This window comes from Actinoplanes subglobosus (genome assembly GCF_042650585.1).
Taxonomy (GTDB): Bacteria; Actinomycetota; Actinomycetes; order Mycobacteriales; family Micromonosporaceae; genus Actinoplanes; species Actinoplanes subglobosus.
Window position 1 is genome coordinate 176,882 of record NZ_JBHSBL010000041.1, and the last position, 14,313, is coordinate 191,194.

General features: G+C 70.1%; 13 protein-coding genes. 8 read left to right on the forward strand and 5 right to left on the reverse strand.

Annotation, left to right across the window (positions count from 1 at the left end):
* The first annotated feature begins 16 nt into the window (after window positions 1-16).
* Entirely contained in the window at window positions 17-1,411 is a 1,395-nt protein-coding gene (locus ACFO0C_RS47930) for a DUF6114 domain-containing protein (RefSeq protein ID WP_378073584.1), read from the forward strand.
* Here ACFO0C_RS47930 and ACFO0C_RS47935 read toward each other — a convergent pair.
* Window positions 1,408-2,886 (reverse strand): diguanylate cyclase domain-containing protein, encoded by a 1,479-nt coding sequence (locus ACFO0C_RS47935; RefSeq protein WP_378073585.1) that lies wholly within the window; start codon window positions 2,884-2,886, stop codon window positions 1,408-1,410. The genes ACFO0C_RS47930 and ACFO0C_RS47935 overlap by 4 nt on opposite strands.
* Before the next feature lie 140 nt (window positions 2,887-3,026).
* Between ACFO0C_RS47935 and ACFO0C_RS47940 the strand changes: the two genes are divergently transcribed.
* The 4 genes from ACFO0C_RS47940 to ACFO0C_RS47955 all read left to right on the forward strand — a co-directional run bounded on the left by ACFO0C_RS47940 (window position 3,027) and on the right by ACFO0C_RS47955 (window position 6,553).
* Complete coding sequence (locus tag ACFO0C_RS47940; RefSeq protein WP_378073586.1) at window positions 3,027-3,296, forward strand: DUF2277 domain-containing protein; 270 nt, start codon at window positions 3,027-3,029, stop codon at window positions 3,294-3,296.
* Window positions 3,297-3,465: 169 nt separating this feature from the next.
* Window positions 3,466-3,909 (forward strand): hypothetical protein, encoded by a 444-nt coding sequence (locus tag ACFO0C_RS47945; RefSeq protein WP_378073587.1) that lies wholly within the window; start codon window positions 3,466-3,468, stop codon window positions 3,907-3,909.
* A 61-nt stretch (window positions 3,910-3,970) separates the two neighbouring features.
* Complete coding sequence (locus ACFO0C_RS47950) at window positions 3,971-5,194, forward strand: putative acyl-CoA thioester hydrolase (RefSeq protein ID WP_378073588.1); 1,224 nt, start codon at window positions 3,971-3,973, stop codon at window positions 5,192-5,194.
* A gap of 33 nt (window positions 5,195-5,227) precedes the next feature.
* Complete coding sequence (locus ACFO0C_RS47955; protein ID WP_378073589.1) at window positions 5,228-6,553, forward strand: right-handed parallel beta-helix repeat-containing protein; 1,326 nt, start codon at window positions 5,228-5,230, stop codon at window positions 6,551-6,553.
* Here ACFO0C_RS47955 and ACFO0C_RS47960 read toward each other — a convergent pair.
* Window positions 6,550-8,514, reverse strand: a complete 1,965-nt coding sequence (locus ACFO0C_RS47960; protein ID WP_378073590.1) for a GTP-binding protein — start codon at window positions 8,512-8,514, stop codon at window positions 6,550-6,552. The genes ACFO0C_RS47955 and ACFO0C_RS47960 overlap by 4 nt on opposite strands.
* 208 nt (window positions 8,515-8,722) lie before the next feature.
* Between ACFO0C_RS47960 and ACFO0C_RS47965 the strand changes: the two genes are divergently transcribed.
* Window positions 8,723-9,142, forward strand: coding sequence for a hypothetical protein (locus ACFO0C_RS47965; protein WP_378073591.1), 420 nt, complete (start codon window positions 8,723-8,725; stop codon window positions 9,140-9,142).
* Window positions 9,143-9,145: 3 nt separating this feature from the next.
* Here ACFO0C_RS47965 and ACFO0C_RS47970 read toward each other — a convergent pair whose 3' ends face one another.
* Window positions 9,146-9,952 carry a tyrosinase family protein gene (locus ACFO0C_RS47970; protein WP_378073592.1) on the reverse strand — a complete coding sequence of 269 codons (807 nt, stop codon included), beginning with the start codon at window positions 9,950-9,952 and terminating at the stop codon, window positions 9,146-9,148.
* A 31-nt stretch (window positions 9,953-9,983) separates the two neighbouring features.
* Window positions 9,984-10,469 (reverse strand): tyrosinase family oxidase copper chaperone, encoded by a 486-nt coding sequence (locus ACFO0C_RS47975; protein WP_378073593.1) that lies wholly within the window; start codon window positions 10,467-10,469, stop codon window positions 9,984-9,986.
* 213 nt (window positions 10,470-10,682) lie between these two features.
* Between ACFO0C_RS47975 and ACFO0C_RS47980 the strand changes: the two genes are divergently transcribed.
* A complete protein-coding gene (locus tag ACFO0C_RS47980) occupies window positions 10,683-11,522 on the forward strand; it encodes a tyrosinase family oxidase copper chaperone (RefSeq protein ID WP_378073597.1) in 840 nt (279 codons plus the stop codon).
* A 430-nt stretch (window positions 11,523-11,952) separates the two neighbouring features.
* Here the strand turns inward: ACFO0C_RS47980 and murJ are convergent, their stop codons facing one another.
* Entirely contained in the window at window positions 11,953-13,563 is a 1,611-nt protein-coding gene (gene murJ / locus ACFO0C_RS47985; RefSeq protein WP_378073594.1) for a murein biosynthesis integral membrane protein MurJ, read from the reverse strand.
* Between the two features lie 464 nt (window positions 13,564-14,027).
* Between murJ and ACFO0C_RS47990 the strand changes: the two genes are divergently transcribed.
* Window positions 14,028-14,313 (forward strand): hypothetical protein (locus ACFO0C_RS47990; protein WP_378073595.1); only part of this gene is annotated, 286 nt, incomplete at its 3' end.

Below are 14,313 nucleotides of genomic sequence, written 5' to 3' on the forward strand. Positions count from 1 at the left end.
ACTGGGAGGGCTCGGCGTGAGGCTCGGCGTGGCGACGGAGAACATCTGGGACAGGTTCCGGCGGTGGCGGCGCGTCCGGCCGTTCTGGGGCGGGCTCTTCCTGGTGCTGTCCGGGCTGGAGATGTTCGGCAGCGCGAACATGGAACTGGACAACATCAAGATCCATATCGGGCCGCAGGGCTTCTACTCGTACCTCCTGCCGGTCATGATGATCGCCGCCGGCGCACTGACCTGGTTCTCCCCGGCGCAACGCCTGTTCTACGGCGTGATCGGCATCATCACCGCGCTGTACTCGTTCATCGGCCTCAACCTGGGCGGCTGGATCGCCGGGATGCTGCTCGGCATCGTCGGTGGCGCGCTGGTCGTCGCCTGGGGCCCGCCCCGGCCCACGCCGGTGCACGAGGAGCGCCCCACCCAGGAGATCGACCCGGTCGTCGGCGAGGAGCCGCCCGCGCCGCGGGACACGCACCGCAAGGCCCTGCTCATCGTCACGCCGCTGCTGCTGGCCACGAGCGTGATGGTGGCCGGCAACCGGCCCGCGCAGGCCGCCGACTGCCCGGAGGGCCTGCCGTCGCGCAAGGCCAGCCCGAGCGCCACCGTGGCGAAGGTCAAGCCCAAGCCGTCGGTGACGACGACCGCGAAGCCGACGAAGACGGCCACGCCCACCGCCGGCACCACTCCCAGCGCGTCCGCGTCGCCGTCACCGACCGGGGACGGCAGCGGGAACCCGATCCTGGACGGCATCACCGACTTCTGGGAGGGCGTCGGCGACCTGATCGGCATCGGCGGCCAGGAAGAAGAGGAGGAGGCGACGCCCTCCCCCTCGGCCGGGACCGGGAGCCCCACCCCCGCGCCGACGACGGCCGCGCCCACCGGCAGCCCGTCGGTGACCGCCTCCGCCGCGCCGTCCGCCTCCGCGAGCGCGAGCGCCAGGCCGGAGGAGATCCCCTGCCTCGGGGCCCGGCAGATGAACGTTCTGGCCGACGACGGGGGCCTCCCGCTGGCCGGTGCGAAGCCGGGCGTGGTCAAGGCCGCCTCGATCACCATGTACAACTCGTCGTACGACGGGGTCGCCGAGGTGCCCACCGGGAACGGGCCCATCCGGTCGCTGAAGTTCACCATGGACAAGGTGGTGAACAAGCCGTTCACGCTGACCATCGACGAGCCGGGCGACGCGGTCACGGTCATCGAGAGCGGCGAGCTGATCCTGGACGGCAACGTGGAGTTCTACAGCCCCACCTTCAAGGGCAAGCTGTTCGGCCTGATCCCGGTCACCTTCACCCCGGAGCAGCCACCGCCGCTGACCCTGCCGGTGCTCTGGTTCACCGACGTCACCCTCGACCTCGCCTACGTCAGCTCCGACGTGCTCACCGCCAAGCCCCTCGACATCGCGGAGACCACCGCAAGTTAGGCGGACGCGGGCCAGGTGTCGGGCTCGTGGCGGCGCACCGTGCCCTTGCCGGCGGCCTTGGCGGCGTACATCGCGGTGTCGGCGTGCCGCAGCAGGCCGGCGAGTGACCCGCCTTCGCCGGCCCGGGCGGTGGCCAGGCCGATGCTGCCGCCGATCGCGACGGCGTGGCCGTGCACCCGGATCGGTTCGGAGATCCGGTCCAGCAGGCGCCGGGCCACCTCCTCTCCGTTCTGCTCCGCCGCGTCGACGAGCAGGATCGCGAACTCGTCACCGCCGATCCGGCTGACCAGGTCGCCGGCACGCAGTTCGGCGGTGAGGCGGCGGGCCACCACGATCAGCACGTCGTCGCCCGCCGCGTGGCCGAAGGTGTCGTTGACCGGCTTGAACCCGTCCAGGTCGAGGATCATCGCGGTGACGTGGCCGTCGCCGCCGGCCAGCACCCCGCCGGCCCGCTCCTCGAACGCGGCCCGGTTGAGCAGCCCGGTCAGCCCGTCGTGGTGCGCCTGGTGCTCGAGCGCGTCCTTCTGCTCCTCCAGCACCACGGCCATCCGGCCGATCGTGATCAGGGTCATGAACTGGCGCAGCAGCACCAGGGAGAACGTGGCCAGCAGGGTCCACACCAGCACCGGGTCGAGGTGCCCGGCGTGTGCCTGGAGCGCGCCGCCCACCGCCACCGCACAGACCACCGGCGCGTACGGCAGCAACGCCCAGGCGCGGAAGACCAGCGTGTCCAGCCCGCCGTCGCCCGGGCGGGACGCCGCCAGCCGGCTGGAGACCGCCATCACCCAGGCCGCCAGCACGAATCCGGCACCGACCCCGTTGGCATACCAGGCGGCACCGTCGAGCGCGTTGCGGAGGCCGCCGATCAAGGTCAGCGCCTGGGTCAGCGCGGCCGCCGCCAGCATCTGCTGGGCGGTGGCGCCGCGACCGGGCTCGGCGCCGGAGAGGGTCACCAGTGCCAGTGCCGCCGAGAACACCAGCAGGCCGACCAGCACGACCATGTTGGTCCAGTCGCCGCCCCGGCTGCCGGTGTTCGCGAACACGAACGTCCAGGCCAGTGCGAAGATCGCCCCGAAGACCGCGGCCACGTCGAGGGCCCGGCGGCCTGCCGCGATACCGCGCAGGCGAGGTGAGGCGAGAACCAGGGCGACCGGTACGAACCCCGCCGCGATCGTCGACAGGAGGCTGCCGGCCTGCGCCACCAACGGCAGCACGGTCACCGAGAGCAGGAGCAGCACGTTGCTTAACGACCAGATGGCACAGGCGACGGCCCCGCAGCCGAACGCCCGCCGGACCCGCCGCGTGTTGCCGTCGTCGTGCATCCGGCGCCGGTAGAAGTACGCCGCGTAGCCGCTCGCAGCCGCGACGACCACGTCGGAGAGTGCGTAGCTGCCGTTCGCCGGCAACAGCGGATGGACGCACTGAACCACCAGCGCGACGGCGGCACCCGCCGACAAAGCCGTCCGCAACCGCATGCCCACTCCGGTCTTCCCAGCAACGCGGCATTTCGAGCGAAAGGCGAGTATGTCACGGGTTGATCCACCGGATCCGGGATTCCGGCACAGGAAGGCCTAGTGTGGGTGGGTCCGCGAGGCGTCACCGAGAGGATCGGACCATGTGCCGGAGCATCCACCAGTTGCACAACTTCGAGCCGCCGGCCACGCCGGACGAGGTGCACGCGGCCGCGCTGCAGTACGTACGGAAGATCGCCGGGACGGCCCGCCCGTCGCAGGCCAATCAGGCCGCCTTCGACCAGGCCGTCGCCGCGGTGCAGGCGGCCACCGCGGAGCTCCTGGCCGCCCTGGTCACCAGTGCCCCGCCGCGGGACCGCGAGGTGGAGGCGGCGAAGGCGCGGGCGCGGGCCGAGCGCCGCTACGCCTCCTGACTCCCACCGCTTGCCGGAAAAGGGGCCGAACGATCCGCAGCCTCGTCCGTTCGTACCACTGGCACGCATTCCACTAACGCGCCGATTTTCCGGCCGTAATGATTGGTTCCGCATTCAGGGATCGCCCTGAAATTGTCGAACTAATCGTACGGAACCAAGGAGAATCGTCATGGACCTCGCGCGCACGCGTTTCGTATCCCTGCACGCCGCGGCTGCTGCCGTCCTGGCCACGGGCACGATGGCGGCCGGACTGGCCGCACCGGCACACGCCGATCCCCGCAAATTCACCGCCAAGGTGACCATCGACAATCAGACCTCGCAGTCGTTCGAACTCTATTCATATGAAGTCACCGAGGGCGAATCAGAGATCAGCCCGAACCAAACCATCCCGTCGAAATCATCGGACTGGCTCAGGAGCGCGGCGAATGTCGACCAGGGCGGCACCTCGGGCGGCGTGAAGTACACCGTGGGCGGCGGGAAGGTCGTCATCTACTGGTCGAACCCGTACGAGGAGGACAACACCTACCACTGCTTCGTCCCCGAGGGCATGTTCTGCGAGACGAGCGACAACGGCCTCTACGAGACCGAGGTGACCTTCACGATCACCGAGTGACCTCACATCGACGTGCATCACAGTAAGCTCTCCCAGGAAAGCGCATTCCTGGAGGTTGACGATGCACATCGTTTCAGTGGTCACGGCACTGGCACTGGCCCTGCCGACGGCCGGCGCACCCGGCCAGCAGCAGGTCCCACCGGGCACCACGAGCCGTCCCGTCCTGTCGGCGGCCGAAGTGTCGCCGTTCGTGCCGGAGAACCATCTCGGCTTCTCCGGCACCTACGCCGCCCCGGTCGCCGACCCCTGGCGGCCCGGGCCGGTCCACACCCCGCGCCGGCCCGACCTGGTGGTCGGGCCGCACGGCTATCCGACGGTCCAGGACGCGGTCGACGCCGCCTACCGGGCCGGCGGCACCGGGCGGCGGTGGATCGCGGTGCGGCCCGGCACGTACACCGGCACCGTGTTCATCCCGGCCGGCTCTCCCCCGCTCACCGTCTACGGCACCGGCCGCGCCGAGGACGTCCGGCTCGAGTTCACCATCGACGCGACGGTCACCCCGGCGCAGTGGGCCGCCCAGGTCAACCCCGACGGGCGCTACGCCGAGGGCGACCCGGCCTGGCCGATGTACCAGTCGTGCGCGACGAAGACCAGCGCCACGGCCGGGCTGTGCGCCACCGTCGTCTGGGCACAGAGCACCGACCTGCAGCTGAAGAACCTGACGATCACCAACACCCTGCTGGACACCGTGGACCGGGGCACCCACCAGGCCCTCGCTCTACGGACCGACGCCGACCGTACCCAGCTGGAGGGCCTGCGGCTGATCAGCCGCCAGGACACCCTGCTCACCAACGCCGACGACGTCAACCGGATCGCCCGGGTGTCGGTGCGCGACACCTACGTCGAGGGCGACACCGACTTCGTCTTCGGCCGGGCCGCCGCCGTCTTCACCCACTGCACGTTCCGTCTCGTCTCCACCCGCAAGGCGTCCGGCGGTGTGATCTTCGCCCCCAACACCCACCCCGGATACCCGTACGGCTTCCTGGTCACCCACTCGCGGATCGTGGCCGACGACGGTTACCTGGCCGCACCCACCGGACGCCTCGGCCGGGCCTGGGACCAGGGCGCGAGCGCCACCGGCTACCTCCCCGGCATCACCCCCAACGGGCAGCTGGTGATCCGCGACAGCCACCTCGGCGCCGGTTTCGACACCGTCGCACCGTGGGCTCCGGCGGCCACCACGGCCCGCCCGTTCTCCGCCCCGATCGAAATCGGACGCAACCTTTCCGACGTGAATCACAACCGTCTGTGGGAGTACGCCAACCACGGCCCCTCCGCCGTCTGACCCCTGCCCCTCCCCCCGAAGGTGAGCATCCCCGTGAGAGCACGAAGAGTCCTGATGATCGCCCTGCTGGCAGTGATCCCCGTCGCTGCCGCCGGTGGTCTCGCCGCCACCAGCTGGGCCGCCGGCAGCGTCTGGTACGTCTCCCCCACCGGCAGTGACACCGCGGCCGGCAGCCAGGCCGCCCCGTTCAGATCGATCGCCCGCGCGCAGACCGCCGCCACCGCCGGCGACACCGTCTACCTGCGCGCCGGCACCTACGCCTACACCACCGCCACCACGAGCTGCGCCAGCCAGACCTCGGTGGTGGACGCGATCACGCTGAACAAGAGCGGCACCTCGGGCAGCCCGATCAACTACTGGAACTACCCCGGCGAGAAGGTCCTCTTCGACTTCACCGGCATGACCAGCAACTGCCGGATCAAGGGCTTCGACGTGACCGGCAGCTACCTGCACCTGCGCGGTTTCGAGATCAAGGGCGTGCCGCAGAACAACAGCCTCAACCACGAGTCGTGGGGTGTGTGGATCTCGGGCAGCGCCAACACGTTCGAGAAACTGAACACCCACCACATCATGGGCCCGGGCGTGTTCATCGCCAGCGGCAGCAACAACCTGGTGCTCAACTCCGACTCGCACGACAACTACGACCCGTACAGCTCCAACGGGGCCGGTGAGAACGCCGACGGGTTCGGGGCGCACATCGGGGCCGGCCGGGCCGGGAACGTGTTCCGTGGCTGCCGGGCCTGGTGGAACACCGACGACGGGTTCGACCTGATCAACGCGTACTCGTCGGTGACGATCGAGAACTCGTGGGCCTGGCGCAACGGCTACCTGCCGCAGACCACCACGGCGGCCGGCAACGGCGCCGGTTTCAAGGCCGGCGGGTACGGCGGCGTCTACGTGTCCAACGGGGTCAAGCACACGGTGCGGACCTCGGTGGCGTTCCTCAACCGGGGGCCGGGCTTCTACAGCAACCACCACCCGGTCGCCAATGACTACGTCAACAACACCGCGTACAGCAACGGCATCGGCTTCAACATGCTCGGCATCAACTCCAGCGGTGCCGCGGTCGGGCTCGGGACACTGCGCAACAACATCGCGTACGGCGGCACGCTCACCGCCAACCTGAGCGGCACCACCGCGTCGAACAACTCGTGGAACCTCGGCGTGACGATGTCCGACAGTCAGTTCCAGAGCGTGTCGACGACCGGCTGGAACGTCTCCCGCCAGTCCGACGGCAGCCTGCCGGCGCTGACCTCGCTGCACCTGGCCACCACCAGCACCCTGATCGACAAGGGTGTGAACGTGGGCCTGCCGTACACCGGATCAGCGCCGGACGTCGGCGCCTTCGAAACCTCCTAACGCGGTACGGCGCGGAACCACCCGGTGCGGTCGGCCGGGTCGGGGCCGCGCCGCCGCATCACCGGCGGGTCCTCCCCGGTGACCGGCGCGTAGTGGTCGAACCGGGCGGTCAGCACCGCCTCGCCACCGGTGAGATCGGGCAGGGCCGCCACCACCTGCGGCACCCGCGACGACGGCAGGACACCACTCACCTCGAGGTATCCGCCGGCCGTCGCGGTGTCCCGGATGACCGCCCCGGCCCGGCCGAGCAGCGCCGTCACCACGTCGGCCACCTGGTGCGGCAGGTTCACGTCGAACCGTTCCACCGGATGACACACCCGGGTCCGGGCGGTCCGCAGCGCCTCGGCCACCACGACCGGCGCCAGGTGCCGGAAGTCGCCGGCCACACTGGAGATCGACTTGTCGAACTTCTGGTGCGGCCGGCTCTGCCGCGGGCAGTACTGCGACGACGTCATGGTCACCACACAGTCGGTGACCGGCCAGCCGGACAGGCCCTGCCGGAGTGCGGCCCGAACCCCCTCCTCGGTGGCGGCGACGAACGCCGGGGGCAGCCGGCCGGGCTCGATACCGGGCCGGAACTCGATGCCGTGCCCAGCCGGGGCCGCGTCGATCCGCAACCCGATCCCGGCGAGGTACGGGTTCCCGCGCTCCCGGATCCGGTCCTGCGCCGAGCCGGAACCGGACACCCGTTCGATGCAGGCGGTCAGCGTGCCGGAGAACCGCACCGCCACCCCGTACCGATCGTGCAGCAGGGCCGCGATGACCTCCTTCTGCACCTCGCCGTGCAACCTGATCACCGCCTGTTCCTGCTGCTCGTCGAGCCGCAGGTCGACCAGCGGGTCCTCGTCGGCGAGCTCGGTCAAACCGGCGAACAGGGCCAGCCGCCGGGCCGGGTCGACCGGTTCGACCAGGGCCTGCCGGGTCGGTGGCGGGAACCGGTAGAGCCGCCGCCGGGGTGGTTCCCCGACGTGCTGGCCGATCCGGGCGGACAGGCCGCGCACGGCGACGATCTGCCCGGCCGCCGCCGAACGGCGCACCAGGACACCGTCCGGTTCGCTGACCGCGATCTGGGTGACGGTCTGCGGCCGGGCCCCGCCGAGGTCCACCCGGTCCCGGACACTCAGCCGCCCCGACCACAGACGCACCCAGACCCGCCGGCCGTGGTCGTCGCGGTCCACGGCGAACACCGTGCCGGCCAGTGGACCGTCGTCCCGTTCCTCGCTGCGCGGCAGCAGGCCGGACAGGATGTGACGCAACTCGGGCACCCCGGCACCGGTGATCGCCGAACCGCACACGACCGGGCTGAGCCGGCCGCCGCGGACCGCCCGCCGGATGGCCCGGCGCACGTCACCGACCCGGACCGGCTCGCCGGCCAGCCACTTCTCCGCGATCCGGTCGTCGGCCTCGGCCACCCCGGACACGACCGGCTCGGCATCGAGACGCTTCGCCCGTACCGTCGCGATGGGGTTGCCCTGGTCCTCGACCTCGGTGAGGGACACCGGTGCGGTGGCCAGCCGGCGGCGGATCAGGCCGGTCACCCGGTCCACATCGGCTCCGCGCCGGTCCACCTTGTTGATGAAGAAAAGCGTGGGCACGCCGATGCGGCGCAGCGCCCGCCAGATGGCGACGGTCTGCGGCTGGACACCCTCCACGGCGGACACCACGAGGACGGCCGCGTCGAGGACGGCCAGCGACCGCTCGACCTCGGCGATGAAATCCGGGTGGCCGGGGGTGTCGAGCAGGTTGACGGTCAGGTCGCCGAGGCTGATCGAGGTGACGGCGGCGCGGATGGTGATGCCGCGCTGCCGTTCGAGCTCCATCGAGTCGGTGCGGGTGGTGCCGTCGTCGACGCTTCCGGGGCGCGACACGGCCCCGGCCTCGAACAGGAGACGCTCGGTCAGGCTGGTCTTGCCGGCGTCAACATGGGCGACGATCCCGAGGTTCAACAGTGCTTTCGACAATGCCAAAGCAGAACTCCACGGTAGGACGGGTCGGGGTCCGGAGCGTGGAAGCTGCTCGCATCGGTCTCTCCCTCATCTCGTGGGCTCTGTCTCGTGGGCGCTGTCTCATGGCGCTCTACTGGGCACCACCCTGGCACGGCTGTCACGGCGCCGCCACCGATTTCGTATCCGGCCACTCCGGCACCCCGGCGGGCCTAGCCTGAGGGGCATGTCGTACGTCGCCGCCCGTGACGGCCGCAAGAACCGCAGCGCCGCCACCCGGGCCCCCGCCGTCCCTGACCGGATCGACGACCTGCACGGACACAGCGTCGGTGTGCTCGAAGTGCCGCACCACATGGCCTGTGGGCACGCCAGCCGCAGGCAGTACGAGCTCGAGGACCCCGCCCAGTTGCGGACCGCCTACGAGCAGGTCCTCTGCGAGGCCGCGAACTGCGGTGAGGTGGAGGATCTGATCAACCCGGCCATGCTGCGCCGCGTGTGGCGTGACCTGCACCTGCCGTCCCGGGTCCGGGCGGCCTGGGAGACCCGGCACCCGGGCCTGAAGCGGCGCACGGTGAACCGGACGCCGTCGATCACCGAGGCCGCTGCCGGGGGCGGCTTCGCGCGCCGCCGCCGGGCAGTGGCCTGAGCGTCAGGCGTAGCTGTAGCCCAGGGAGTTGATGTCGCGGACAGCGGACGGTGTACGTCCGCTGGCGAACGGCCGCATCGTCTCGTTGTTGTCGATCACGCCGGACGTGAAGCCGGTCCGCGGCTGATAGGTGTCGATGCCACGGTTGTTCTGCCACAGCCACCACAGGCGGTCGATGTTGCAGTGGTGCAGCCAGAACGCGGGGTCGTTCGGTGCCTCACGGGTGGCCATGTGCCCGCCGACGTAGTTGTGCACCCGGTTGTGCAGCTCGATCTCGTTGCGGTTGCGGTAGCTGTTGGAGACCGTCGAGTTCCAGGGCGACTGGTCGTACACCTGGTAGCTCTGGACGTTGCTGACCGTCCCGGCGGTGGGCCGGCTCGCGTTCTGGCCGACCCGCCGCTGGAGGAAGTTCGTCTGGATGCTGCTGCGGTACAGCGACCACCCCCAGGACGGGCTGAAATTACCGCTGGAGACGCTGCCGTTGGTGATCGCGCCGAGGAAGTCGGCGGTGAACGGGCCGGCGTTGCCGGTCCAGTCCCAGTACGGGATGAAGACGTTCGGGTTCCCGCTGACCGTCTGCAGGTCGATCTCCAGCAGGCGAAGGTACTCGCGGTGCCACGGGAAGAACGACGGCGACTGGTGCGCGTGACTGATGTTGTCCGAGGTGCGGGAGAAGAAGAGGACGTGCTGGTCGATGTACCAGTTGTAGTTCCGCCCGTTCACCGAGGTGGTCTTCAGCTGGCGCATCGCGTTGATGAAAGCGGTCTTCTCCGCGACGGTCATCGCGGTGATGTTCTTGCGTACTGCCATGGTCTTCAGTCGCCTCTCACAGGAAAGATCGTCAGTGGCCGTGCTCTTGCGCGGCCGCGTCGGCGAGCTCGCAGTCGCCCAGGATGTCGACGACCTTGCGGGCCAGTTTGCGCAGGCCCTCACGGTTGCGGCTGGAGTCGATCTCCACCGGGTCGTAGTGGTTCAGGGCGCTGATCCAGCCCACCCCGACATACGGCGGCGACCCGTCGGCCGGGACGAACAGGGTGCTGATCTCGGTGAGCGCGAGCCGCCGGTTGTTGATCATCAGCTCGTTGCGGCCGCGGAGGTTGTGCAGGCCGCGGATCTTCTTGCCCTTGAACAGCTCGTCGAAGTCACGAGGGTCCAGCGGGTTCTTGAGGTCCAGGGGGTTCCGCGGGTCCAGGGGGTTCTTTCCGCCGCCCGCGCCCGGTGGAGGGTCAGCGCTGGCCAGTTCCTGGCCGGCGACCACGGCGGTGGCCGCGGTGACCGCTCCGGCCGCGCCGTAGCGCAGGACGTCACGACGGTTCGTGTTCGCCATACAGAAATCCTCATCCTCGAATGGCCATACGATTTATGGCGCTGTCGCTGTGGTCGTCAACTCGCGCGCGGGAGAAATCGTGTCGCCGTTGTCACCGAAAGGACTAAAAAGATGCTGCGGCAGTGGTCCGGCCCGTCCCGTTAATCGTTGATCCAGGCGTACGGGCGCCATATTTTCTGCAACGTCGATGAAAGTGGTCCGAAAATGAATTCCATGCACCACGGCAAACGACGGTCCAACCGGCGGGGATACGCTGTGCGGGCCGCGACGCTTCTCGCCGCGGCGGTGACGGCGGCGACCACCGCGGGCACTGTCTACGCGTCAACGGGCCCCGACGTGGACCCGGTCCCAGCCGCCTCAGCCGCTGCCGCCGCGCCTGGCGCCCACCGTGCTTCTGGCGCCCACGTTGCCGCTCCCGGCGCCGCCACCGCGCCGGGCACTCCGGGCGCTGCCGGCGCGGCTGCCGCGCACGGTGCTCCTGGTGCTGGTGCTCCTGGTGCCGGTGCTCCTGGTGCCGGTGCTCCTGGTGCCGGTGCCGGTGCCGGTGCCGGTGCCGGTGCCGGTGCTCCGACTGTGCCGGCCTCGCCGACCGCGCCCACTTTGCCTCCCGCGCGCGCCGCCAAGCCCGGTTTCTTCGAGACCTACCGCGGCCACCACATCATGGGCTGGGGCGAGAACGAGAAGGCGTGCGCCTACATCGACGGGGTGCAGTTGGTGCTTTACCCCACCGGTGACGGCAAGTACAGCAGCAACCTGCAGGGCTTCCAGCAGGAGGCAAGCGTCCGGGCGATCACCAAAGCCTCGGTGAAGACCCTGGACAAGCTGAAGATGACCACGCCTGACGACGGCGCGGCTCACTGCCCGACCTTCACCGTGCGCACCCCGTCCAAGGCGGCGTCGACCAAGGCCCCCACCGCGTCTCCCACACCATCCGCATCCCCCACACGCTCGGGGTCCACCGCACATTCCGCACCCGCCGCCCATTCGGCGCCTGCCCATTCCGCAGCCGCTCACTCCGCGGCCGCTCACTCCGCAGCCGCTACGCGCCCTTGATGTCGCGGCACATCGGGTGACTGCCACGCCTCCTGCGTAGCCGTCACTCAGCAGCGCCGACACGGCCCGCGGCGAACGCTCGCCCAGCGATCGCCGCCGACCAGCAGTGACGGCGCACCCAGCGGAAGCCGCCTCCAGGTATAAGGTCCGGTTTCCAGGCCCGGTCACCAAATCCGGTTCCCAGGCCTGTTCAACAAATCTGGTTACCGATCCGTTTACCAGGTCCGGTCACCACATCCGGTTTCCAGGCCCGGTCACCAAATCCGGTTCCAGGTCTGGTCACCAAGTCCGGTTCCAGGTCCGGTCACCACATCCGGTCCCAGGTCCGGTCACCACAGCCGGTCCCAGGTCCGGTCACCACATCCGGTCCCAGGTCCGGTAACCACATCCGGTCCCAGGTCCGGTAACCACATCCGGTTCCCAGGTCCGGTTACCAGGTCCGTAGGCCGGGCAGGGCCAGGTTCAGCAGGTGCCGCAGCTCGGCCAGGCGCATCAGGCGACCGGCGGCGAGATAGCCGACGGCGCCCGCCAGCACCGCGCCGGTCACGGTGAGAAACGCGCCGGCCCAGGTCGTCGCGTTGACGGCCCAGACGACGAGGCCGGCGCAACCGGCGCCGGCCGCCGTCGCCACGAGCACCCGCACATGGGTCCGGAGGAGGCGCCGGCCATCGAGGTAGCCGAGACGCCGGCGCAGCACCAGAGCGGTCACGTTCAGCCCGACGGTGTAGGCGAGCGCATAGGCCACCGGAATACCGATCACGATCTCCTCCCCCGGCAACAGAAATCCCGCCGCGGCGCACCCGGCCACCCCGACAGCCGCAACGAGCGCCGTGATCAGGGCGGACGTCCTGGTGTCCTGCAGCGCGTACAGCCCACGCTGGAGAATCATGTAGCTGGTGAACGGCACCAGCGTGAGCCCGAACCCGGCCAGCACCAGCCCCAGCACCCGCACTGTCGCCGCGCTGCTGTTCCCGTGCGCGAACAGAACGGTCGCGATATGCGGCCCGAGCAGGAGAAACGCGGCGGCGATCGGGGCCATCACGACGAGCGCGGTACGCACCGCCCGCGACAACCCGGTGGTCACCCGCTGACGTTCGCCGCGCGCCGCGTACTGACTCAGGCGCGGCAGGATCGCGGTCATCACGGAGACAGCAATGACCGCATACGGTACGAGATAGACAGCGCTCGCATTCTGGTAAGCGGTGACCCCGCCCGGCCCGGCCCAGGACGCGGCCCGGGTCGCCGCCGCGGTGAGCGTCTGTGACGCGACGACGGCGAGCAGCACCCACACGCCGAGCTTCCCGATCCGCCGGATACCTATCCCCCGGGGATCGAGCCGCAGCCGCACCGGAAACCCACTGCGGGAAAGGGCCCACAACACGAGAACCGTCTGGGCGACCACACCGGCAGTGGTACCGAGCCCGAGCAGCAGGAGGTGCCCCGTGCTCAGCCCGGTCCCACCTCCCTCCGCTGGCGGACCCGCCGAAGCCGGACCGCCCGGAGCCGAACCACCCGCCACCGTGCTCCCCGCCACGGCCAGGTAGGTCAGACCGACCGCGATCACGATGACGCTGTTGCAGAGTGGCGCCCAGGCCCCCGCCGCGAACCGCCCCCGGGTGTTGAGGATCGCGCTGGTCGTAGCGCTGAGACCGTAGAACAGGATCTGCGGCAGGAAGAACCGGCTGAACACGATCGCCAGCTCGCGCTGCTCGGCGGTGAACCCCGGCGCATAGAGGTCGATCAGCCACGGCGCCACGACGATCGCGAGAACGGTGACCGCCCCGAGCACATACACGATCAGCGAGAGCAGCCGCTGGGCGTAGAGCACCCCACCATCGGGTTCGTCCAGCGCGGCCCGGGTCAGCAGCGGCACCACGATGCTGGCCATCGTGCCGCCGACAACGAGCTCGTAGACAGCGTTCGGCAGCGTGTTGGCCACGTTGTAGGTGTCGAGCAACCGGCTGCCGAGCCCGAGAGCCGCGGCAAGCACCAGAATCCGCAGAAACCCCGCCACCCGAGAGGCAAGGGTTGCGACAGCCATCCGCTGCCCAGCCCGCCCGATCGAAGATCCGTCTGTCACGTGACCTGCATACCGCCTCCCCACAAGACCCCCACACGGAGTCCCCCCGTAGAGGCGTCCGATCCACCGGCCCGACCCTCGATTTCACCGCACCGAACCACAGGGCCACTCGCTGCCGGGCGACGGCAGTCGCAGAAGCACCCGCCCCACACGGAACCCCCACAGCCACCCGCCGCGCCCGTGCGGCCGGCCGCGACACGAAAGATCCGGGCCGGAACGCTACGCACAAGTCTCGAACAGCGACTGTCCACAACGCCGCAGCCAGCCTCAATACGGCAATCGGCCGCAGCACAACGCCCACCGGCGACACAGAGCACTCGGATCCGGGCACTCGGCATCGAACCCGCAGAGCACTCGCGCGCGCCACCGCACTCGGCGCCGGCAGAACCACAGGCGACCGCAGGCCGACCAGCTCCGACAGCCGGGTGGGCGGCGGTAGAACGCCCGGTCCCGACGCCGACAATTGCGAAGGCACCGCAGAGGACAAAAGCACCGCAGATGACGAAGGCAGCGCGGGCGAAGGCAGCGCGGGCGATGGCAGCGCGGGCGATGGCAGCGCGGGCGAAGGCAGCGCGGGCGAAGGCAGCGCGGGCGAAGGCAGCGCGGGCGAAGGCAGCGCGGGCGAAGGCAGCGCGGGCGATGGCAGCACGGGCGATGGCAGCGCCGGCGAAGGCAGCGCCGGCGAAGGCAGCGCCGGCGAAGGCAGCGCCG